General features: G+C 69.0%; 19 protein-coding genes. 6 read left to right on the top strand and 13 right to left on the bottom strand.

Features of this window, described 5'->3' with window-relative positions; genetic code table 11:
* Positions 1–11: 11 nt before the first annotated feature.
* On the bottom strand, positions 12–1325 hold the full coding sequence (locus JI745_RS17325; RefSeq protein WP_201809748.1) for a peptidylprolyl isomerase: 1314 nt from the start codon (positions 1323–1325) through the stop codon (positions 12–14).
* A 6-nt stretch (positions 1326–1331) separates the two neighbouring features.
* A complete protein-coding gene (locus tag JI745_RS17330; RefSeq protein WP_201809750.1) occupies positions 1332–3626 on the bottom strand; it encodes an LPS-assembly protein LptD in 2295 nt (764 codons plus the stop codon).
* A 166-nt stretch (positions 3627–3792) separates the two neighbouring features.
* Here JI745_RS17330 and JI745_RS17335 point away from each other — a divergent pair, with 166 nt between their 5' ends.
* Positions 3793–4863: an aminoglycoside phosphotransferase family protein gene (locus JI745_RS17335; RefSeq protein ID WP_201809752.1), complete on the top strand. Its 1071-nt coding sequence runs from the start codon at positions 3793–3795 to the stop codon at positions 4861–4863.
* Here the strand turns inward: JI745_RS17335 and JI745_RS17340 are convergent.
* Positions 4857–5843, bottom strand: coding sequence for a LysR family transcriptional regulator (locus JI745_RS17340; RefSeq protein ID WP_201809754.1), 987 nt, complete (start codon positions 5841–5843; stop codon positions 4857–4859). The genes JI745_RS17335 and JI745_RS17340 overlap by 7 nt on opposite strands.
* A gap of 196 nt (positions 5844–6039) precedes the next feature.
* Here JI745_RS17340 and JI745_RS17345 point away from each other — a divergent pair, with 196 nt between their 5' ends.
* The 3 genes from JI745_RS17345 (at position 6040) to JI745_RS17355 (ending at position 8689) form a co-directional block, all read left to right on the top strand.
* Entirely contained in the window at positions 6040–6462 is a 423-nt protein-coding gene (locus JI745_RS17345; RefSeq protein ID WP_201809756.1) for a DUF4148 domain-containing protein, read from the top strand.
* Positions 6463–6504: 42 nt separating this feature from the next.
* Entirely contained in the window at positions 6505–6927 is a 423-nt protein-coding gene (locus tag JI745_RS17350) for a DUF4148 domain-containing protein (protein WP_201809759.1), read from the top strand.
* Between the two features lie 97 nt (positions 6928–7024).
* Entirely contained in the window at positions 7025–8689 is a 1665-nt protein-coding gene (locus tag JI745_RS17355) for an NAD(P)/FAD-dependent oxidoreductase (protein ID WP_201809761.1), read from the top strand.
* Here the strand turns inward: JI745_RS17355 and JI745_RS17360 are convergent.
* From JI745_RS17360 to JI745_RS17385, 6 genes are all read right to left on the bottom strand, one after another.
* The gene (locus JI745_RS17360; protein ID WP_201809764.1) at positions 8668–9999 is read right to left on the bottom strand and encodes an amidohydrolase; all 1332 of its coding nucleotides are present in this window, start codon (positions 9997–9999) and stop codon (positions 8668–8670) included. The genes JI745_RS17355 and JI745_RS17360 overlap by 22 nt on opposite strands.
* 62 nt (positions 10000–10061) lie before the next feature.
* Positions 10062–11537, bottom strand: coding sequence for a M20 family metallopeptidase (locus JI745_RS17365; RefSeq protein ID WP_201809766.1), 1476 nt, complete (start codon positions 11535–11537; stop codon positions 10062–10064).
* Between the two features lie 145 nt (positions 11538–11682).
* Positions 11683–13116, bottom strand: a complete 1434-nt coding sequence (locus JI745_RS17370) for an aldehyde dehydrogenase family protein (protein WP_201809768.1) — start codon at positions 13114–13116, stop codon at positions 11683–11685.
* Between the two features lie 37 nt (positions 13117–13153).
* Positions 13154–14017, bottom strand: coding sequence for an alpha/beta hydrolase (locus JI745_RS17375; protein ID WP_201809771.1), 864 nt, complete (start codon positions 14015–14017; stop codon positions 13154–13156).
* A gap of 73 nt (positions 14018–14090) precedes the next feature.
* On the bottom strand, positions 14091–14981 hold the full coding sequence (locus JI745_RS17380) for an alpha/beta fold hydrolase (protein ID WP_201809773.1): 891 nt from the start codon (positions 14979–14981) through the stop codon (positions 14091–14093).
* A gap of 149 nt (positions 14982–15130) precedes the next feature.
* Positions 15131–15304, bottom strand: coding sequence for a hypothetical protein (locus tag JI745_RS17385; RefSeq protein ID WP_201809775.1), 174 nt, complete (start codon positions 15302–15304; stop codon positions 15131–15133).
* Between the two features lie 129 nt (positions 15305–15433).
* Between JI745_RS17385 and JI745_RS17390 the strand changes: the two genes are divergently transcribed.
* On the top strand, positions 15434–15847 hold the full coding sequence (locus JI745_RS17390) for a VOC family protein (RefSeq protein ID WP_201809786.1): 414 nt from the start codon (positions 15434–15436) through the stop codon (positions 15845–15847).
* Here JI745_RS17390 and JI745_RS17395 read toward each other — a convergent pair.
* From JI745_RS17395 to JI745_RS17410, 4 genes are all read right to left on the bottom strand, one after another.
* Complete coding sequence (locus JI745_RS17395) at positions 15844–16107, bottom strand: helix-turn-helix domain-containing protein (RefSeq protein WP_201812622.1); 264 nt, start codon at positions 16105–16107, stop codon at positions 15844–15846. The two genes, JI745_RS17390 and JI745_RS17395, sit on opposite strands and share 4 nt — an antisense overlap.
* A gap of 97 nt (positions 16108–16204) precedes the next feature.
* Entirely contained in the window at positions 16205–17602 is a 1398-nt protein-coding gene (locus JI745_RS17400) for an efflux transporter outer membrane subunit (protein ID WP_201809788.1), read from the bottom strand.
* Complete coding sequence (locus JI745_RS17405; RefSeq protein WP_201809791.1) at positions 17595–20765, bottom strand: efflux RND transporter permease subunit; 3171 nt, start codon at positions 20763–20765, stop codon at positions 17595–17597. Before JI745_RS17405 ends, JI745_RS17400 begins: the two co-directional genes overlap by 8 nt.
* 13 nt (positions 20766–20778) lie before the next feature.
* Positions 20779–21993, bottom strand: a complete 1215-nt coding sequence (locus tag JI745_RS17410) for an efflux RND transporter periplasmic adaptor subunit (RefSeq protein WP_201809794.1) — start codon at positions 21991–21993, stop codon at positions 20779–20781.
* A 169-nt stretch (positions 21994–22162) separates the two neighbouring features.
* On the opposite strand from JI745_RS17410, the gene JI745_RS17415 reads away from it, so the two are divergent.
* The gene (locus tag JI745_RS17415; RefSeq protein ID WP_201809796.1) at positions 22163–22789 is read left to right on the top strand and encodes a TetR family transcriptional regulator; all 627 of its coding nucleotides are present in this window, start codon (positions 22163–22165) and stop codon (positions 22787–22789) included.
* Positions 22790–22837 lie beyond the last annotated feature (48 nt).

Here is a 22837-nt window from a genome sequence, read left to right on the forward strand (position 1 = left end):
TATGGCGGCGGTTACTGCGGCGGCTCGCGCAGCTCGACATACGCGCGCGAACGCAGCTCGCGCACCCACTCGACATAGGCGTCCTCGAACTTCTGCTCGCGCAGCGCGTTGCGGGCCTGCTCGCGCTGCTGCTTGGCGTCCAGCGTGACCTGGCGGCGCTCCATCACCTGGATCAGGTGGGCGCCGAAGCGCGAGATCACCGGGTCGGACAGGCCATTGAGCGGCAAGGCGTTCATCGCCTCTTCGAACTCGGGCACGAAATTGCCGGGCGAGACCCAGCCGAGGTCGCCACCCTGGGCCGCGCTGCCATCTTCGGAGTTGTCGCGTGCGATCTGCTCGAAGGTGCGGGTGCCGGCGGTGATCTGGCGCTTGAACTCCTGCAGGCGGCGCACCGCGGCCTCCTGGCTCAGCTGGGCCGAGGGGCGCAGCAGCACGTGGCGTGCACGGGTCTGGGTGACGGTGAAGGCGCCGGTTTCGTTGCGGGCGAGCACCTTGAGCACATGAAAGCCGGCCGAGCTGCGAACGAGCGTCGGGGTGAACTCGCCGACCTTCAGCGGCCGCACCGCGTTGACGAAGATGTCGGGCAGCTGGCTCGCGGGGCGGGCCCCGATCTCGCCGCCCTTGGCGCGGTTGGTGTCCTCCGACAGATCGCGCGCGACCGCTTCGAAGGCTTCGCCCTTCTTCAGCCGTGCGAGGGCGGACTCGGCGCGCGCACGGCGCTCCTCGACCACGTTGGCCGGTGCGTTCTCGGGCACGGTGATCAGCACCTGGGCGATGTTGAACTCGACGGCATTGCCCGCTTCGGCGCGCTGCTTGTCGAGCCAGGCGTCGACCTCGGCATCGCTGATGCGGATGCGGCCCTGCACCTCGCGCTCGCGGGTGCGCTCGACGAGCAGCTGGTCGCGGACGTTCCTGCGGAAGCGTGCGTAGTCGATGCCCTCGCGGCGCAAGCGCTCGCGCAGCTGCTGCGGCGTGAGCTGGTTCTGCGCGGCCACGTTGGCCATGGCACGCTCGAGCTCGGCGTCGTCGATGCGCATGCCGCTGTCGCGCGCATTGGTGACGACCACGCGTTCGTCGATCAGGGCATTGAGCACTTCGCGCCGGAGCTCGTCTTCGGGCGGAAGTTGTGCGTTGCTGCGGCGGGCGTTCTCACGGACCTGCGCGACGCGCTGCTGCACCTCACCGGCGGTGACGAGCTCCTGGTTGACGATGGCGACGATGTAGTCGGCCGTGAGCGGCGCGTTGCGCTGCGCATGCGCAGGCAGGCCTGCACCCAGCGTGAGCGACAGCAGGGCGATGAAGGGCCAATGGCGGGTCGGTGTCATGGAGTTTCAGGGAGCGGTCGGCGAGGAGCCCTCGGTCGGCGTGTCGTCACGCAGCAGGCGATAGCCAGGGATATTGTCCTTCAAGACCCTCAGCGGGTTGGTGCCCAGGCGAGACAGGCCGACGAACTCGATCTCGAAGCCCAGTTGTGTGGTGGCGTCCTGTCGGCTGGTCGACACGCGCCTGGCGATCAGGCGGCCGATCCAGCAGCCGGCGTCGTACTCGAAGCCCAGCACCGAATCGGTGACACGGCTCTCGCGCATGCTGTAGCTGACACGGCCGACGCTGTACCAGGCACCGGAACACTGTTGCGCGTTCGACAGTCTCTTGCCGCTGCGCACCTCGCCATAGATCGGCCATTGCCAGCCGAGTTCAACCTGTTCGCTTTCGTCGCGCTTGAAGCGGTAGGCCGAATAGATCGTGCGATAGGGCCCCGGCGAGTAGCGCGCACTCATCAGCGAGCGACGGGTGCGCGAGATCTCGGGGCTGTATTGCACGCCGGCGTCGAGCTTCCATTGCGGCCAGAAGCTGGTGGAACCCATCAGCAGCAGGTCGGACACGCTCTCCGTGTCGACCTCGCCTTTCGGCGTGATGCGCTGGTCGGAGAGCAGGAAGCGCTGGGCCACACCGAGGCGCAGTGCTTCAGCGCCGGTCTGCGCATCCAGCATGCGTGTGGTGACACCGGCGGTGACCTGGTGAGCGTCCGACACCCGGTCGATGCCTGAGAACGCGTTGTCGCTGTAGATCGAATCGAAGTTGAAATCGCGCTCGGCCGAGTCGAATTCCGGGAGCCCGTTCTGGTCGCGGTAGGGCGTCCTCACGTAGTACAGGCGCGGTTCCAGGGTCTGCTGCATGCCCCGGCCGAACCAGGTGGTGTCGCGCTCGAGCACCCAGGCGCTGTCGAGGCTGATCGAGGGAATGGTGCGGTTGGGTTGCCGCTGCCCGGCGAATTCACCGGTGGTCAGCGGGCGGTCGAGGCTGTACGAGGCGCTGTTGAACGACACCTTGGGCACCAAGGTCCAGCCCGGCGTGACGAAGGGCCGGCTCAGCGAGCCCAGCGAGTGCCAGCGCGAGCCGGTCAGGCGGGTGCGGTCGTCGGTGGCCAGGTCGTTCGGGTTGGTGAAGCGGTTGTACTCCGTCTCCAGGCCAAACTCGAACCCGCCCGGCAGCGACTGCATGCCACGCACACCCACCTGCGGATACCGGTCGTAGGGTGCCCGGATGGCCGGGTTGGTGGCGTCCTGCAGCAGCTGCCACCGCACCACCCGCGCATACGTCTTCCAGTTGCCGAACACCGGCGCGTGCACCTGCGCGTCGCCGGCGAGCAGGCGCGGCGCGAGGCTCGGATAGTCGCCGGGAAAGTCTTTCCAGTACTCGTGGTCGGAGACGCGCACCACGTCGGCCTTGTAGTACCCGTTGCCCAGGAAGTTGCCCTCGTGCAGGTAGCCGAGCGAGTTGCGGCTGCGGCCGGCGAGGCGGTCGTTGGGCAGCAGGTTGAGCGTGAGCGAGCCTTCGTCGCTTCGCTCAAGGTAGCGGAACTCCGCATCCAGCCCCACGCCGCGCCTGGCCCGCACCGTGGGCGTGAGCGTCGCGTCGCGGTTGGGCGCGATGTTCCAGTAGTAGGGCACCGCGAGCTGCAGGCCGCTCTTGTTGTCGACGCTGGTGGTGGGCGGCAGCCAGCCCGACTTGCGCGCATCGGTGAGCGGGAAGCTCAGCACCGGTGCGGCGAGGATGGGCACGCCGTAGAAGCGCAGCACCGCGCCTTCGGCGATGCCTTCGTTGTTGGCCAGGTCCATGCGCACGCGGCGGGTTTCCAGCAGCCAGGCCGGCTCGCCGCTGCCGTCGCGCGGGCAGCTGGTGTAGTTGCCGTCGGTGGCGAGGGCCACGTCCTTGCCCATGATGTCCAGGCGCGAAGCGGTGCCGCCCGCCTGCGTGCGCGAGAAGAAGTACGTCGGATTGACGAAATACCCTTCGTAGGTGCCGAGCTTGAGCTGCAGCTCGGGCCCGCTGTAGACATTGCCGTCACGCGAGATGCGCACGTTGCCGGAGGCACGCGCGGTGTCGGTGGACTGGTCGTAGCTCAGGCGGTCGGCACGGATGTCGATCGGGCCGTGCCGCAGCTGGGCGTCGCCTTCGGCCACGGCGTCGAGGTCAGGGCGTGCCCGCACCTCTTTCGCTTCGACGATGACCGGCGGCTTGGCCTCGGGGGCCGATGCGGCCTGTGCCCAGGCCGAAGGCCAGGCGCCGACGGCAAGGCAGGCCGCAGCGATGGCGTGGTGGCGATGTCGAGGGGCGTGGTGCAAAGGAGAGAGGCGAGGGAGAGATCGTGTACGGGGGAAGGCGAAGCATCGGGGCCTGCCCCTGGCCGCATCGAGGCCAACCGCGAGGGTCGATTTGTAGAATCGATTATCGACGAGGCACCAGGGCCCCCAGCCCTCAATTCCCCTAGCCCGCAGCCTGCTTCCCCCTATGGCCAACACTTCCCTTCCCGCCGCAATCGTGTGGCCCGACGATGCCCGCCGCGAGCGCTTCACCGAATGGCTCGCCACCGCGGCGCAGCGCCATGGCTTCGACCTGCAGAGCCTGCGCGCGGCCAGTGCCGACGCGAGCTTCCGTCGCTACTTCCGCGTCGAGGGCGCGGGTCGCTCCTTCATCGTGATGGACGCTCCGCCGCCGCAAGAAGACGTGCGGCCCTTCGTGGCCATCGCCGCCATGTTGGAGGGTGCCGGGCTCAACGCACCGCGCGTGCTCGAGCAGGACGCCGAGCACGGCTTCCTGCTGTTGAGCGACCTGGGCTCGCAGCTCTACCTGCAAGCCTTGCAGCAGGCGCAATCGACCGGTGACCTGGCCGGCGCCTCGGTGCTGATGCGCGATGCCACCGCGGCCCTCGTGCAGTGGCAGACCCGCGCCGATGCGAGCGGCCTGCCGCCATACGACGACGCGCTGCTGCGCCGCGAGCTGCAGCTTTTTCCCGACTGGTGCGTGGCCAAGGAATACGGCGTCACCTGGACGCCCGAGCAGCAAGCACGCTGGGACAAGGTCTGCGACCTGCTCGTCAAGAGTGCCCTCGCGCAGCCGACCGTCGCGGTGCACCGCGACTACATGCCGCGCAACCTGATGATCTGCCCGCCCGAGGTGGGCAACCCCGGCATCCTCGACTTCCAGGACGCGGTGCGCGGCCCCATCACCTACGACGTCGCTTCATTGCTGCGCGACGCCTTCATCTCCTGGGAAGAAGAGCAGGAGATCGACTGGGCCGTGCGCTACTGGCAGGCCGCCAGGAAGGCCTCCCTGCCGGTGCCCGAGGACTTCGGCGATTTCTGGCGCCAGCTCGAGTGGATGGGCCTGCAGCGCCACCTCAAGGTGCTGGGCATCTTCTGCCGCCTCAAGCACCGCGACGGCAAGCCCAACTACAGCCAGGACCTGCCGCGCTTCTTCCGCTACGCCCACAAGGTGGCGGTGCGCTACAACGGCCTGGGGCCGCTCGCGCACCAGATCGAGCCGCTGATGGGGGCCACGCGCAAGGACGCGTTCTACTGAAGCAGGCTGCCCTGCTTCGAATCGACCGGCGGGCAGGTCTCGCAGCCCGCCCACTGCAGCCACGGGTCGTGCTCGCGGCCGCCCAGTGTCTGCACCAGGAAGTCGATGAATGCGCGCGTGCGCGCCGGCACGTACTTGCGCGTGGGCATGGCCGCGTAGAGGCGCAGCGTCAGCACCCGCCACTCGGGCAGCACACGCTCCAGCGCATGCTCCAGCAGCGCGTCTTCGACCACGTACGACGGCAGGCCCGAGATTCCCATGCCTGCCAGCGCCGCGGCGTACATCGTGTCGCTGTGGATGGTGCTGAGCGCGGGCCGTGCCGGCACCAGCGTCACCGATTCGCCCGCGGGCTCGTCGTCGCCCCAGGGCCCGCGGTAGAACGTGATCTCGCGCGCGAAGCTCGGCAGCATCGCCTCGTGCTCGTGCAGGTCGTTGGGGTGCTCGGGGCGGCCTCGCTGGTCGAGGTAGGCGGGTGAGGCGCAGGTGATGACCTCCGAGCGCGCCAGCAGGCGTGCCACGAAGTCGCCGTTCAGCGGCTGGCGGCCGACCTGGATGATGCTGACGTCGTAGTTCTCGTCGACCGTCTCCACCGGGCCGGGCGCGGCGAGTTCTATCGTCACCTTCGGGTAGAGCTGGCGAAAGCGCGGCAGGTGCTTGGCGATCTGGTGCACCGCGAATGCGGGCGGTGCCAGCACGCGCAGGTGGCCGCGCGGCTCCGAGGTGGCAGCGCTCGCCAAGGCCTCGGCCTCTTCCACTTCGGTGAGGATCTGCCGCACCCGCTCCAGGTACAGCTCGCCGATGTCGGTGAGCGCCAGGCGGCGTGTGGTGCGGTTGATCAGGCGGGCGCCCAGGTGCTCCTCGAGGTCGGCCACCAGGCGGGTCACCACCGCTGCCGACAGGTTCAGCTGCCGCGCCGCGCCGGCAAAGCTGCCCTCTTCGATCACCCGTGAAAACACCCGCATGGAGTGGAGTCGGTCCATGGCTTACATCCCTATCGTTTCGTTTTCAGCAATACGCAATATCAGGATAGGTGATTTATTGATGCTTTGGCAATGCCTACAGTTCGCTCCATCGATGAGCCGATTTGACTAACACGACTCACCGAGCTGGACAAGACGGAGAACCCTCAGACCGCCGTGCCCGGTAATCGTCTCAACCACCGTCAAGGAAATCATCATGAACGCCAAGCAAGTCATCGCCACCGCCGCTCTCGCCGTCCTGGGCTCGTCTGCCGCTTTCGCTCAAAGCAGCGAAATCGACCTGCAGCACTTCGGCCAGCAGCAGGCTTCGACCTTGAGCCGCGCCGCCGTGCGCGCCGAGGTCCTGTCGGCCCAGGCCAAGGGTGAGCTGACCATCCCGGGCGAAGTGCTCGCCTCCGCCGTGCCCTCGCGCGCCGCCGCCCCGGTCGCCACCCGCGTGACCCGCGCCCAGGTCAAGGCCGAACTGGCCGGCGCCGACCTCACCACGCCGCCGGAAGTCACCGCCTGGTCGACCCCTGCCAAGTCGGGCCTGACCCGCGAAGCCGTGCGTGCCGAAGCGCGTGCCCAGGCCCGTGTCGACACCTACCAGGACAAGGCCCGCATCGGCGCCGGCTACTGATCGGCTGCACGAAGCAGTGAACCGAACCCAGGAGAAATCACCATGAACCGCAAGCACGCCATCGCCATCGTTCTCGCCGCCGTGGGCACGACCGCCTTCGCCCAGAGCAGCGAGATCGACCTGCAGCACTTCGGTGCCACGCAGCCCAGCACCACCACCCGCGCCGCCGTGCGCGCCGAGGTGATCAAGGCCCGCGCCAACGGCGAGACGCTGGTGCCCCAGCAAGCCGACGTGGCCGGCCTGTACCAGAAGGCTCCCGCCGCCAGCACCGTGACCCGTGCCGAGCGCCGGGCCGAAGTGCTGCAAGCCCAGAAGGACGGCACGCTGGAGCGTCTGAGCCGCAGCGAAGTCGACGTGGGCGCAACGCCCGTCGTGTCGACCCGCAGCCGCGAAGACGTCCGCAAGGAAGCCGTGGCCGCCACGCGCAGCGGCCAGGCCTCGCGCGGCGTGGGCGCCGGCCACTGAGCCGCCACTGAGCCGCCGCTGCGCCGAGCAGAAAGCCGCCTTCGGGCGGCTTTCTTGTGCCGGTCGTTGGCGTGTGGGTTGCGGGGACAATCGCCGCATGCTCCGTATCCATGAACTGCGACTGCCCCTGGACCACCCCGAGGAGGCGCTGCGCCCGGCGATCCTCGCGCGGCTGGGCATCGCAGACGAGGCGCTGAAAGCCTTCACCGTCTTCAAGCGCAGCTACGACGCGCGCAAGAAGAGCGCGATCCAGCTCATCTACACGCTCGACTGCGAACTCGCCGACGAGGCCGCGGTGCTCGCGCGCCTGCAGGGCGACGCGTACATCAAGCCCTCACCCGACACCCGCTACAAATTCGTCGGCCACGCCCCGGCCGATTTCGCCAGCACCGGCGAGAAGCGCCCGCTCGTCGTCGGCTTCGGCCCCTGCGGCATCTTCGCGGCGCTCATCCTGGCGCAGATGGGCCTGCGCCCCATCGTGCTCGAGCGCGGCAAGGAAGTGCGCCAGCGCACCCAAGACACCTGGGGCCTGTGGCGCCGGCGCGAGCTCAACCCCGAGTCGAACGTGCAGTTCGGCGAGGGCGGGGCCGGCACCTTCTCCGACGGCAAGCTCTACAGCCAGATCAGCGACCCGCGCCACCTCACACGCAAGGTGCTCACCGAGTTCGTGAAGGCCGGCGCGCCGGAAGAAATCCTCTTCGTAAGCAAGCCGCACATCGGCACCTTCCGACTCGTCAGCATGGTCGAGAAGATCCGTGCCGACATCGTGGCGCTGGGCGGCGAGATCCGCTTCGAGCAACGCGTGACCGACCTGCACATCGACGACGGCCCCGATGGCAAGCGCGTGCGCGGGGTGACGCTCGCCTCGGGCGAGCAGATCGAGAGCGAGCATGTGGTGCTGGCCCTCGGCCACAGCGCGCGCGACACCTTCGCGATGCTGCAGCAGCGCGGCGTCTACATGGAGGCCAAGCCGTTCTCGGTGGGCTTTCGCATCGAGCACCCGCAGGGCCTCATCGACAAGGCGCGCTTCGGGCCCAACGCCGGCCACCCCATCCTCGGCGCCGCCGACTACAAGCTCGTGCACCACGCGAAGAACGGCCGCTCGGTCTACAGCTTCTGCATGTGCCCGGGCGGCACCGTGGTGGCCGCCACCTCCGAGCCGGAGCGTGTGGTGACCAACGGCATGAGCCAGTACTCGCGCAACGAGCGCAATGCGAACTCGGGCATCGTGGTCGGCATCTCGCCGCAGGACTACCGGCAGGACCACGGCTCCGGCCCCGTCAACCCGCTCGACGGCATCGCCTTCCAGCGCCAGCTCGAGTCGCGCGCCTTCACCCTCGGCGACGGTGCCTACGGCGCGCCGGGCCAACTGGTGGGTGACTTCATCAAGGGCCAGCCCTCGAAGGTGCTCGGCCGTGTCGAGCCTTCGTACAAGCCCGGCGTGCACCTCACCGACCTCGGCCCGAGCCTGCCCGACTACGCCATCCACGCGATCCGCGAAGCGCTGCCCGCGTTCGAGCGGCAGATCAGGGGCTACTCCATGCCCGATGCGGTGCTGACGGGTGTGGAGACGCGCACCTCGTCGCCCCTGCGCATCACACGCGGCCGCGACTACCAGAGCCTCAACGTGAAGGGCCTGTACCCGGCCGGTGAAGGCGCCGGTTATGCCGGCGGGATCATGTCGGCCGGCGTCGATGGCATCGAGGTGGCCGAGGCCGTGGGCGCGAGCCTCCTGAAGCTTCAGCGGCCCGAGGCCAGGTAGTCCAGCGCCAGCGTCGCGAGCGACAGGGCGCCGAGCTGCATCGCGCCTTCGTCGAAGTCGAAGGTGGGCGAGTGGTTGGTGGCGGCCTCCATCGGTGTCTTGCCCCTGGGCGGCGCGCCGAGGATGTAGAAGAGGCCGGGCACCACCTTCTGGTACTCGGAGAAATCTTCGGATGCGCTGATCTTCGGGATGGCCACCGCCTTGCCGCCGCTCACGCGTTGCAGCGTGGGCAGCATGGCCTGCGTCAGCGGGTCGTCATTGATCGTCACGCTGTAGGCGTTGTTGCCGAAGCGCACCTCGGCCTTCGCGCCACTGGCCGCGGCGATCTTCTCGGCGGTGGTCACGATGCGCTGCTTGGCCTCGGTGCGCATCTCTTCGTCGAAGGTGCGCAGCGTGCCCAGCATCTCCACCTTGTCGGGAATGATGTTCTCGCGGTGCCCGCCGTGGATGGAGGCGATGGTCAGCACCACCGGCTCGTGGTTGATGTTGAGCTGGCGGCTCACGATGGTCTGCAGCCCGGTGATGACCTGCGCCGCGACGACGATCGGGTCGGTGCCCGTCCACGGCGCGGCGCCGTGCGTCTGCTCGCCGGTGATGGTGATGTGCACCGTGTCGGCCCCGGCCATCATCGGCCCGCTGCGGTAGCCCAGCTGGCCGGCGGCGAGGTTGGGCGAGAGGTGCAGGCCGAAGACCGCGTCGACCTTCGGGTTGGCGAGCACGCCGTCGGCCACCATCGCGCGGGCGCCCCAGGGCTTGTCCTTGCTGGCATCGTGGCCGGTGACGCCGTCGTCGGCAGGCACGCCTTCTTCTGCCGGCTGGAAGATGAACTTCACCGTGCCCGGGAGCTCGGCGCGCAGCGAGGCCAGCACCTCGGCCACGCCCATCAGCATGGCCACATGGCCGTCGTGGCCGCAGGCGTGCATCACCGGCGTGTCCTGCCCGCGGTAGCGCCCGAGGGCCTTCGACGCGAAAGGCAGGCCGGTCGCTTCCAGGACCGGCAGCGCGTCCATGTCCGCTCGCAGCGCCACCACCTTGCCGGGCCGCCCTCCCTTGAGCACGCCAACGACGCCATGGCCACCCACGCCCGTCTTCACCGTGAGGCCCAGCTGGCGCAGGTGCTCGGCCACGAGGCGTGCGGTGCGCACTTCCTGGCCCGAGAGCTCGGGGTTGCGGTGGATGTCGCGTCGCCACGCAACCATCTTGTCCTGCAGCGCCGCCACCCGCGGCCCCACCAGCGAGGCGCTCGGTTGCGCCTGCGCGCTCGGGCTGCCGATCAGGAGGACGATCGACAGCAAGGCCCACTTCAGCATTCGACTTCCCGTCTCCGGTGCGCACCTCGACGCGGGTGCGCTTGCGGAGCAGTCTACGAAGCTCAGGGGCAGGCGGCCATCACCTGGGCGACCGCGGCCGTGAGCTTTTTCCCATACGGCACGTGCAGGAACTCGTTGGGCCCGTGCGCGTTGCTCTTGGGCCCGAGCACGCCACAGACCATCATCTGCGCCTTGGGGAAGCTCGTCTGCAAGAGGCTCATCAGCGGGATGGTGCCGCCCTGTCCGATGTAGCCACACGGGGCGCCGTAGTGCGCTTGCGAGGCCGACTGCAAGGCGTCTTCGAGCCACGGCGCGAGGCTGGGCGCGTTCCAGCCCGTGGCGCCGGCGGCACCGGCGCGGCCATCGGCGCCGAAGGTGACCTTCGCGTTGTAGGGCGCGTTGTCCTCCAGCAGGACCTTGAGCTTCTCGGCCGCCTCGTTCGCGTCGACCGTGGGCGGCAGGCGCAGGCTGAGCTTGAAGGCGGTGTAGGGCCGCAGCACGTTGCCCGAACTCTTCCACTCCGGGAACCCATCGGCCCCCGTCACGCTGAGCGTGGGGCGCCAGGTGCGGTTGAGCAGCGCTTCGAGCGGGTCGGTGGTGGTGGGCAGCGCCGGGCCGCCATCGGCCCCGCAGGCCCAGGGGAAACGCTTCCACACCTCGTCGCCGAGGATCTTCGCGGTGGCCCTGGCCTGCTCGATGCGGTCGGTCGGAATGGTGCAGTGGAAGCTCTCAGGCAGCAGCCGCCCGGTCTTCGAGTCTTCCAGGCGGTCGAGCACCTGCCGCAGGATGCGGAAGCTCGACGGCACGAGCCCGCTCGAGTCGCCCGAGTGCACGCCTTCGGTGAGGATCTCGACCTTCAAGGTGCCGCTCACCATGCCGCGCAAGCTGGTGGTGAGCCACAGCTGGTCGTAGTTGCCGGCGCCGCTGTCGAGGCAGACGACCAGCGCCACGTCGCCGAGGCGTGGCCCCAAGGCGTCGATGTACGCGGGCAGGTCGAACGAGCCGCTTTCCTCGCAGGCTTCGATGAGGCCGACGCAGCGCGGGCGTGGGATGCCTTGTGCATCGAGTGCCTCGATGGCGGTGATTGCTGCGTAGACCGCGTAGCCATCGTCGGCGCCGCCGCGGCCGTAGAGCAGGCCGTCTTCGTACTTGGGCGTCCAGGGGCCGAGGTCGTGGCGCCAGCCGGTGAACTCGGGCTGCTTGTCGAGGTGGCCGTACATCAGCACGGTGTCGGTGCTGTTGGACTTGGTGGCCGGCACCTCGAAGAAGATCACCGGCGTGCGGCCGGCCAAGCGCACCACCTCGAGCTTCAGCCCTGCCACCTTGCGGCCTTCGACCCAGCTCGCCGCGTCGCGCACGACCTTGTCGATGAAGCCGTTCTTCTGCCAGTCGGCATCGAACATCGGGCTCTTCGACGGAATCTCGATGTAGTCGGTGAGGGCGGGGACGATGCGTTCGTCCCAGGCGCGGTTGGCGTAGTCGGCGAGGGCGGTCGCTTCGTCGGGCTGGAGGGGTTGCAGCGGGTCGCGGGCGTTCATGGCGGGCTCCTTTGAAAGGACCGGGCCAGTTTAGGCCTGGAAGACACGAGCGATGCTTCGCGCGGATCAAGCCACGCCCGCGGATCCGGCTTTGCCGGTCCGCCAGGCGGCGCCCCTGGGGGCAGGAGCGAACGCGACTGGGGGGCTACGTTCTACGGAACTGCAGCGACTTCACCTCGGTGAAATCTTCCAGCGCCCACTTGCCGAACTCACGTCCGTTGCCCGACTGCTTGTAGCCGCCGAACGGCCCCTGCATGTTGAAGCCGCCGCCGTTGATGTCGACCATGCCGGTGCGGATCTTCTTCGCCACTTCCACCGCGCGCTCGTCGGTCGACGCCCACACGCCGCCCGACAGGCCGTAGATGCTGTTGTTGGCAATCGCCACGGCTTCGGCTTCGTCCTGGTAGGTGATGATCGACAGCACCGGGCCGAAGACTTCTTCCTGCGCCAGGCGCGAGTCGGGCTTCACGCGGCCGAAGACGGTGGGCTTGACGTAGAAGCCGCGCTTGTCCAGGCCCTCGGGCGCGCCCAGGCCGCCGGTCAGCAGCTCGGCGCCTTCGTCGAGGCCGATCTGGATGTATTCCTGCACCGTGTCCTGCTGCGACTTGCTGGCCACCGGGCCCATCACCGTGGTCTCGTCGAAGGGGTCGCCGACCTTGTAGGCCTGTGTCACCGCGACGGCGATCTTGGCCACCTCGTCGTACTTGCTCTCGGGCACGACCATGCGGGTGTGTGCGGTGCAGGTCTGGCCGGCGTTGAGGAAGCAGGCTTGCACCGAGCCCTTGACGGCGGAGACCAGATCGGCGTCTTCGAGGATGACGGAAGCCGACTTGCCGCCGAGCTCAAGCGCCACGCGCTTGATGGTTTGCGAGGCCTGCGCCGAGATGCGGCGGCCGGCGCTGGTGGAGCCGGTGAACGACACCATGTCCACGTCGGGGTGCTTGACCATCGCCTCGCCGACGACGGTGCCGCGGCCGGTGACGAGGTTGAACACCCCGGCTGGCACGCCGGCTTCATGGATCACTTCGGCCAGGATGAAGGCGTTGAGCGGCGTCACGTCGGCCGGCTTCAACACGATCGTGCAGCCCGCGGCCATCGCGGCGGCGACCTTGGCGCCGATCTGGTGGAGCGGGTAGTTCCACGGCGTGATGGCGGCGACGACGCCCACGGCCTCGCGCACGACGGTGGAGTTGCCGGCGGTCTCTTCCCAGTGGAAGCTCTCGACGAGCTTCGCGTAGTACTTGAAGACGGCGATCGGCGAGCCGGCCTGGATCGGCAGCGACTGCTTCAGCGGCATGCCCATCTCGGAGCTGATGGTCTTGGCAATCTCGGCCGCGCGGGCCTTGAGGCCTTCGTGGATCTTGAGCAGGTAGGCACCGCGCTCGCTCGGCGTCAGGGCAGCCCAGGGTTCGAAGGCGGCACGGGCGGCGGCCACGGCGCGGTTCACGTCGTCGGCGTTGCCGCGCACCACGCTCGCGATCGCATCGCCGGTGGCGGGCGAGATCACCGCGCCCGGGGCCTCCTGGCCGAGGCTGGCGACCCACTGGCCGCCGATGTACAGCTTGTCTTTCTGGATCATGGTGTGCTCGCTCGCAAAATTGGACGGAAGTGCAATTTTAGGCGGCGGGCCCTTTCAGCGACTGCAACCAAGATGACAGGGTGGCCAGCACTTCGGCCTGCTCGGGCTCGTTGAAGATCTCGTGGTAGAGCGGCCCGAACTCCTTGACGGTGAGCACCGGCTTCGGCGCCGTGGCTGCAAGGTCGCGGCTGCCGGATGGGGCTACGCAGCGGTCGCTGCCGGCGTACATCAGCAGCGTGGGCACCTTCCAGCGCGCCGCGTGCAGGCGCACCCACTCGCCGTTGCCGAGGATGAAGCGGGCCAGCCGCGGTGTGATTCGGTCGTGCACCAGCGGGTCGGCGGTGTAGGCGGCGACCACCTTCGGGTCGCGCGAGATCCATGCCGGCTTCAGGCCGTTGTTCACGGCGAGGTCCGGGGCCAGCGCGCCGAGGGTGGCCAGCAGGACTTTCTGGAAGGCGTTGGTGTCGGCGGCGAGGGCGGGCGATGAGAGCACCAGCCCATCGACCGGTCGCGCCCAGTCGGCCGGGGCCTCGCCCGGGCGCGCCACGCCCTGGCCGACGAAGCGAGCGGCGATCAGGCCGCCCATGCTGTGGCCCAGCAGCACCAGCGGGCCGGGGTGCTGGGCGCGCACGCTGTCGATCATCTGCGACAGGTCGCGCAGCAGGTCGTCGTGGGTGGTGATCTTGCCCTTGGGCCCGTCGCTGCGGCCGTGGCCGCGGTGGTCGTAGCCCACCACGTGCCAGCCCGCAGCGTTGAGGTGAGCGGCGACGTGGCCGTAGCGCCCGATGTGCTCACCCAGGCCGTGCACGATGAGCACGGTGCCGCGGGGGGTGTGGGGGGCCGGCCAGTGCTGCACGTGCAGGCGCTGGCCGTCGACGGTGGTGAGGGCGGCGTAGGTCATGGGGGCGCACCCTACGCACTTCGGAAGGTCCCGCCAAGCGGGAACAAGCCCTAAACGCTGGCGGAGCGTTGTCTCAGGCCGCCAGCACGATGCGGTCGAAGCCGTTCGACAGGCGCGGGTCGATGCGGCCGGTGATCCAGGCGTTGACCGTCGCCTCGTGCGTGATCGGCCCCAGGTGACCGGCGCCCGGCACCTCCGCGCGCACCACGTTCGGCAACGCATGCGCCAGCAGCTCGGCCACGCGGCGCGCGGGCGTGCGGGTCTGCGAGCCGTGCATCAGGAGGATGGGCATGGTCAGGCGGGCGAGCAGGCTCTTGTGCCAGCGGGCGGTGAAGAGGGCGTCGAAATGGCGCGGCACCGCCGGCATGCGTCGCGCCACCGCATCGCGCTGGCTGGCCGCCATCTGGTTCCAGGTGGCATCGCCGCCCCAGTAGCCGATGAAATGGGCGGCAGCCTGGTCGATCTCGCCACGCTGCACCAGGCCCCGCGCGGTGTGGGCCACGTCGGTGATCTCCATCAGCGCCGGGTCGCGCGGCGCCAGCTCGCGCAGCACGCCGAAGGCGACCGGCTCGTAGAGGCTCAGCGAACGCACGCGCTCCGGCTGGCGCAACGCGATCTGCAGCGCCACCGCAGCGCCGTAGGAGTGGCCCACCAGGTGCACGCCACGGGGGTCGCGCTGGGGCTGGGTGGCGTCGATCAGCGCGCCGACGGCCTGCGCATCGGCCTGCAGCGCATTCATCATGTCGCTCGGGAACGGCGGGCTCTGGCCGTGGGCGTGCAGGTCGGGCAGCAGCACCTGCCAATGGCGCGAGAGCGTGTTGGCCAGGCCCTGCCACTGGGCGTGGGTGCCGGCGCTGGAGTGCAGGCACACCACCAGCTCGCCGGCACCCTGGGTACGGGCCGACAGGCAGGCGCTGGGGTTCAGGGCGTCTTCGTGATCGTGCGACGAGGTTTCGAGGCTCATGGCGTGTCCATCCGGTTCATCGGGCGCGGCGCTGCGGTCGGCGGCACCGTCTCGGGGAACGTGAGGATGGAACGCGGGCGTATCGGCCGGATGTCGCGCACCCGGCCGGTGTGATTCATTCGTTGCAGGCGTGTTTCACGCCGCTGCCACTAGTGCGAGATGTCTTTGGTGCGGGTGCGCGAGACGCCGGTGATCACGCCGAAGCCGGCGAGGATCACGCAGGCCACGGCGACATAGAGCGCCGGCACCCCGGCCAGCACCAGGCCCCAGGCGATGCCGCCAATCAGGAGGGCGAAACCGATCATGTAGAGGGCGAAGGACATGTCGTGCTCCTTGTGTGTCTTTGGAACTTCGGCAGCACTGTAGGGAGCGCCCAGCGCGGCGCCGATCGGTGCGGGCCGGCAAATGGCGTAGGCAAGCGCCTACCGGGGCGGCTGGCTACGATCGGGCGCATGAAGAGCCTCTTCCACCTTGCCTACCACGTGCGTGACCTCGACGATGCGCGCCGCTTCTACGGCGGCGTGCTCGGCTGCCGCGAGGGCCGCAGCACCGCCACCTGGGTCGACTTCGACTTCTTCGGCCACCAGATCTCGCTGCACCTGGGCGAGCCGTTTGCGACGACCGACACCGGCCGGGTCGGCGACAAGCTGGTCCCGATGCCGCACCTGGGGCTGGTGCTCGCGTTGCCGGACTGGCAGGCACTGGCCGATCGCCTGACGGTCGCGAAGGTCGACTTCGTGATGCCGCCGCAAGTGCGCTTCGAAGGCCAGCCGGGCGAGCAGTGGACGATGTTCTTCCGCGACCCGTCGGGCAACCCGATCGAGGTGAAAGGCTTCCGTTCGCTGGAGTCGGTCTACGCCAGCTAGGCGCCGTTCCAGTTCTCCGCCCACTCGCACAGCGGGCCGAGCGAGGTCATCAGCTTGCGACCTTCGGCCGTGAGCCGGTAGCCGCCTTCCTCGTGCTCCAGCAACCCCACCTCCCGCAGCTCCTTGATGCGCGTGTTGAGCAGGCTCGGGTTGGTCTCGCAGGCCTCCTGCAGGGCGCGGAAGGTCATCTGCTCGCCGTGGCGCAATTCCCAGAAGATGCGCAATGCCGCACGCCGGCCCAGCAGGTCGAGCGCGACCATGAGGGGCCGGCCGGTGGAGGAGCCACGCACCGGCGAGCCGATGCGCGGGGTCTTCTTGGGAGCGGGCATGCGGGGATTGTCACCGCGGGCCGGCGGCTCACCGGGTGGCGACGGGCTCCGTCCACCCGCCGCCGAGCACCTTGTAGAGGTTGACCTGGTTCTGCACCACGGCGGCCTGCACCTGCACCACCGCCTGCTGCGCGGTGAAGAGCGCGCGCTGCGCGTCGAGCACGTCGAGGTAGCTCGCCGCGCCGTTGCGGTAGCGCAGGTCGGCGAGCTTGAAGCGCGTCTGCTCGGCGTTGGCCTGCGCGAGCTGCGCGCGGGCCTGCTCGCCGAGCGTGGCGCGGCCGGCCAGCGCGTCCTGCACTTCGCGGAAGGCGTTCTGGATCGACTTCTCGTACTGCGCGATCGCGATCTCGCGGTTGGTCTTGGCGAGGTCGAGGTTGGCGCTGTTGCGCCCGGCGTCGAAGATCGGCTGCAGCAGGTTGCCCGAGATGCTCCAGGCCTTGCTGCCGCTCTTGAAGAGGCCGTCGAGCTCGCTGCTCGCGCTGCCCACGCTGCCGGTCAGGCTGATGCGCGGGAAGAAGGCCGCACGCGCGGCGCCGATGTTGGCGTTGGCCGCGATCAGCTGCTGCTCGGCCTGGCGCACGTCGGGCCGGCGCGTCAGCACGTCCGACGGCAGCCCCGCCGGCAGGTCGGCCGCGAGCCGCTGCTCACTGATGGCGAGCGGCGGCGGCAGGTCGGTCGGCAGCGGCTGGCCGATCAGCAGCACCAGCGCGTTTTCGTCGAGGGTGCGCTGGCGCGTGACGGCGGCGAGCGTCACCTTGCCCGCTTCGAGCAGCGACTCGGCCTGGCGCAGGTCGAGCTCGGAGGCGGCGCCGTTGTCGAACTTGAGCTTGTTGAGCCGGAACGAGTCTTCGCGCGTGGCAAGCGTGTCGCGCGTGATGGTGAGCAGCTCCTCGTCGGCCAGCAGGCTGAGGTAGGTGTTGGCCACCGCAGCGATCAGGCTGATCTGCGCCGCCTTGCGGCCTTCTTCGCTGCCCAGGTATTGCGCCGCGGCGGCGTTGCCCAGGCTCTGGATGCGGCCGAAGAGGTCGAGCTCCCAGGCCGAGAGCTGCACGCCGGCGGTGAACACCGTCTGCAGCCGGCCCGTCACCTGCGACGGGCCGCGCTGGGCGTTGAGGCCGACGCCGAGGTTGGGGTAGAGGTCGGCGCGGCGCACGCCGTAGTTGGCACGCGCGGCTTCGATGTTGAGCACCGCCACGCGCAGGTCGCGGTTGTTCTGGAGCGCCAGCTCGATCAGGCGCTTCAGGCGCTCGTCGACGAAGAAGCTCTGCCATTCGATGTCGGTCGCGGGCTTGGCGCTGGCGGCGGCCGAACTGTCGCTGAAGGCGGGGGCGACCGGTGGGGCGGGGCGCTCGTACTTCGGCGCGAGGCTCGTGCAGCCGGCCAGCAACAGGGTGGCGGCCAGGGTGGCGAGTCGTGGGTCAGACATGGGTGTGGCCTCCTTGTGCGTCGCCATCGCTGGCGTCTTTCTCATGGGCGTAGAACTTGCGCTGGCGCTCGCTGCCCTTGAAGAAGCGGCGCACCACCACGAAGAACACCGGCACGAAGAACACCGCCAGCAGCACCGAGCTGATCATCCCGCCGATCACGCCGGTGCCCAGCACCCGCTGGCTCGACGAGCCGGCTCCCGAGGCCAGCATCAGCGGCAGCGTGCCGAGGATGAACGCGAGCGAGGTCATCAGGATCGGGCGGAAGCGGATGTGCGCGGCTTGCAGCGCTGCCTCCATCGCACTCTTGCCCTGCGCCTGCAGGTCTTTCGCGAACTCGATGATCAGGATGGCGTTCTTCGCCGACAGGCCGATGATGGTGATGAGGCCCACCTGGAAGTACACGTCGTTGGTGTAGCCGCGGAAGGTCACGCCGAGGATCACGCCCAGCACGCCGAGCGGCACCACCAGCATCACCGCGAGCGGGATCGACCAGCTCTCGTACAGCGCGGCCAGGCAGAGGAACACCGCGAGGATCGCGAAGCCGTAGAGGATCAGCGCCTGCGAACCGGCGAGCTTCTCCTCGCGCGACTGGCCCGTCCATTCATACGCGAAGCCCGGCGGCAGCTTGGCCGCCAGCGCCTCCATCTCGGCCATCGCGGCACCGGTGCTGTAGCCGGGCGCCGCGCTGCCGTTGATGCGGATGGCGGGGTAGCCGTTGTAGCGCACGGTCTGCATGGCGCCCGTCACCCACCGGGTCGTGGCAAATGCCGACAGCGGCACCGGTCTGCCCTGGTTGTTGAAGGCATTGAGCTTGAGCAGGTCTTCCGGCTGCATGCGCGCCGGCGCATCGGCCTGCACCACCACGCGCTGCAGTCGCCCGGCGTTGGGGAAGTCGTTGACGTAGGCCGAGCCAAGGGCGGTGGAGATGGCGCTGTTGATGCTGTCGAAGCTCACGCCCAGCGCGTTGGCACGGTCGCGGTCGATCTGCAGTTCGACCTGCGGCGCGTCTTCAAGGCCGTCGGGCCGCACCTGCGTGATCACCTTGCTCTGCGCGGCCATGCCCAGCAGCTGGTTGCGCGCGTTGATGAGCGCGGTGTGGCCCTGGCCAGCGCGGTCCTGCAGGCGGAAGGTGAAGCCCGACGATTGGCCGAGCTCGGGGATCGGCGGCGGGCTCAAGGGGTAGATGAACGCATCGCGGATGCCCATCAGCGCACCGAAGGCGCGGCCCGCGATGGCGTCGGCCTTCTGATGCGGTTCTTCGCGTTCCTTCCAGTCCTTCAGCGTGACGAAGGCAAGCGCCGCGTTCTGCCCCTGGCCCGAGAAGCTGAAGCCCAGCACGCTCACCATGCTCTGCACCTCGGGCTGCTTCAGGATATAGCCCTCGACCTGCTTCATCACCTCGAGCGTGCGGCCCTGCGTGGCACCCGGCGGGAGCTGCACGTTGATGATCATGTTGCCCTGGTCTTCCTGCGGCAGGAAGGAGGTGGGCAGGCGCTTGTAGAGCAGCGCCACCGCCAGGCCGATCGCGAGATAGATGATCATGAATCGGCCGGCGCGCTTCAGGATGCGCGCGACCCAGCCTTCGTAGCCCTTGGCCGTGCGCGTGAAGCCGCGGTTGAACCAGCCGAAGAAGCCACGCTTCTCATGGTGGTGACCCTTCTCCACCGGCTTGAGCAGCGTGGCGCACAAGGCCGGCGTGAGCGACAGCGCCATGAAGGCCGAGAACGCGATGGCCGCCACCATCACCGCCGAGAACTGGCGGTAGATGTTGCCCACCGACCCCGAGAAGAAGGCGAGCGGCACGAACACCGAGATCAGCGCCACCGTCACGCCGACGATGGCGCCCGAGATCTGGCCCATCGCCTTGCGCGTGGCCTGCAGGGGCGGCAGGCCTTCCTCGCTCATGATGCGCTCGACGTTTTCCACCACCACGATGGCGTCGTCGACCACGATGCCGATCACGAGCACCATGCCGAACATGGTCAGCACGTTGATCGAGAAGCCCAGTGTCAGCAGGACCGCGAACGTGCCGAGCAGCGAGATCGGCACCACGATGGTCGGGATGATGGTGTAGCGCCAGTTCTGCAGGAAGAGGAACATGACGAGGAACACCAGCACCACCGCCTCGATCAGTGTCTCGGCCACCTGCGTGATCGAGATCTTGATGAAGCGCGAGCTGTCATAGGGGATGGCGTACTTCACGCCTTGCGGGAAGAGCTTCTGCAGCTCGTCCATGCGCTTGTGGATGGCCGCGGCCGTCTGCAGCGCGTTGCCGCTGGGCGCGAGCTGTACGCCGATGCCGGTGGACGGGTTGCCGTTCAGCCGCGCCGAGGTGGCGTAGGCCTGGGCGCCGAGCTCCAGGCGGGCCACGTCACGCAGCCGCACGGTGGAGCCGTCGGTCTGTGCGCGCAGCACGATGTTGCCGAACTCCTCGGTCGTGCTGAGCTGGCCTTTCACCACCACGGTCGCCGAGATGCCCTGGCCGGCGATGTTGGGCAGGTCGCCAATCGTGCCCGACGAGACCTGCGCGTTCTGCGCGCGGATGGCGTTGACGACCTCCGCCGTCGACAGGTTGAAGCCCTGCAGCTTGTTGGGGTCGATCCAGATGCGCATCGCGCGCTCGGTGCCGAAGAGCTGCACCTGGCCGACGCCCGGTACGCGCTGCAGCTCGGGCACCACGTTGCGCGAGGCGTAGTCGCCCAGCGCGATGGGGTCGAAGGCCGGGTTGTCCGACGAGAGGATGGTGAAGAGCAGGAAGTTGGAGCGTGCCTTGTCGACGCGCACGCCCTGCTGCGTCACCGCCGCAGGCAGGCGCGGGGCGGCGCGGCTGAGCCGGTTCTGCACGTCCACCTGCGCGAGGTCGGCGTTGGTGCCCGGCTCGAAGCTGATGGTGATGGTGCCGGTGCCGTTGGCCTGGGCCACCGACTCCATGTACATGAGGCCGGGGGAGCCGTTCATCTCGCGCTCGATGACGCTGAGCACCGCGTCTTCGAGCGTCTGCGCCGAGGCGCCGGGGTAGGTGGCGTTGACGACGATGGACGGCGGGGCCACCGGCGGGTACTGCGCGATCGGCAGCTGCGTGATCGCCACGCCGCCGGCCACCAGGATGAAGAGCGCGATCACCCACGCGAAGATGGGCCGGTCGATGAAGAAGCGTGCCATGCGGGGCGCTCCCTCAGCGGCTCGCGGCCGACGCGGGGGCCGAGGCAGCGCCGTCCGGGGCCGATGCCGCAGCGGGTTGCCACGGCACCGGGTTCACCGGCGCGCCGGGCACCATCATCTTCTGGAAGCCGTCGACGATGACCTTCTCGCCGGGCTGCAGGCCCTCGGTGATCAGCCAGCTCTGGCCTTGCGCCGAGCCGACCTTGACGTTGCGCTTCTGCGGCTTGTTGTCGGCGCCGACCACGAGCACGGTGTCGCCCGTCTCGGTGCGGGTGACGGCCTGCTGCGGCAGCAGGATGCCCTGCGGCAGCTCGGCCTGCGCGAGTCGCACCCGCACGTACATGCCGGGCAGGAGGAGGCCGCTCGGGTTGGGCACCTCGGCGCGCAGCGTGATCTGGCCCGAGGCCGGGTCGACCGTCAGGTCGCTGAAGAGCAGCTTGCCGGGCTGCGGGTAGACGCTGCCGTCTTCCAGCACCACCTGCACGCGGGCCGCGTCGGCACCGGCCTTCTGCAGCTTGCCGGCGGCGAGCGCCTGGCGCAGGCGCAGCACCTCGGTGGTCGACTGCGTGAAGTTCACGTACATCGGGTTGATCTGCTGCACCACCGCCAGCGGCGTGGCCTCGCCCTGCCCGACGAGCGCGCCTTCGGTCACCAGCGCGCGGCCGATGCGGCCCGAGATCGGCGAGGTGACGCTCGAGTAGCCGAGGTTGATCTGCGCCGTCTGCAGCGCGGCGCGGCTGGCGGCCAGGTCCGCCTCGGCCGCCTTCTGCGCCGACACCGCGTTCACGTAGTCCTGCTTGCTGATGGCGTTGGCTTCCATCAGCGGCTTGTAGCGCTCGGCCTGCGCGGTGGTCTGCGCGACGTTGGCCTGCGCACGCGCGAGCGCCGCCTGGGCGCTGGCCACGGCGGCCTGGTAGGGCGCGTTGTCGATGCGGAAGAGCAGCTGCCCGGCCTTCACGTCGCTGCCTTCCTTGAACACCCGCTCCCGCAGGATGCCGGCGGCACGCGCCCGCACCTGCGCCACGCGCGAGGCCTCCAGCCGGCCCGGCAGCTCGGTGGTCAGGCTCACGGTCGTCGGCGCGACCGTCACCACGCCCACCTGGGCCGGTGGCATGCCGCCCCCGGGGGCGCCGCCGCCCTTGGCCTCATCCTTCTGCCCGCAGGCCGCGAGCACGACGACGCTGAAGACGAGAGCAAGACGAAGCGGAATGCCTTTCAACGCAGACATGCGATTTCCTTCGGGATGACGCCGGCCCCGGCGCCAGGGGGAGGGGGATGCAGAATCTCCGGCCGCGTGCGATCAGGCAAGACCATGACGATCGACGGAACCGGCAGCCCGATTAGTATACATACACGCGTGAATGTATGTTGATGCCTCACTGACACCCCACACACCCATGGTCCGTCGCACCAAAGAAGAAGCGCAGGCTACACGCAAGCTCATCCTTGACACGGCCGAGGTGGTCTTTCATGAGCAGGGCGTGTCGCGCAGCACGCTGAACGAGATCGCCCAGGCCGCCGGCCTCACGCGCGGCGCCATCTACTGGCATTTCAAGGACAAGGCCGACCTCTTCAACGCGATGATGGACCGGGTGACGCTGCCGCTCGAGGAGACGGCCTACAAGAGCGACGACGAAGGGCTGGCCGACCCGGTCGCCTTCATGCGTGACAACTTCATCCACGCGCTGCGGCTCACCGTCGAGTCGCCACAGGTCCGCCGGGTGTTCGAGATCGCCACCCACAAGGTCGAATACGTCGACGAGACCAAGGCAGTGCGCGACCGCCACCTCGCCATCCGCGACAAGTGCCTGGCCCATGCGCAGCGCGGCATCTCGCTGGCCATCCGCCGGGGCCTGCTGCCCAAGCGCATCCCGGCCAAGGCGGCGGCGATCGGGCTGCATGCGCTGATCGACGGGCTCATCCAGAACTGGATGCTCGACCCCGAGGCCTTCGACCTGGTGAAGACTGGGCAGCAGGTGCTGGACACCTACCTCGCGGGCCTGGCCGTCCCGGGCGATCAGTAGGCACCCGGCGCTGATTCGGTCATCATCCACCCTCACGCTGGAGGGACC

Source organism: Piscinibacter sp. HJYY11 (assembly GCF_016735515.1).
Taxonomy (GTDB): domain Bacteria; phylum Pseudomonadota; class Gammaproteobacteria; order Burkholderiales; family Burkholderiaceae_C; genus Rhizobacter.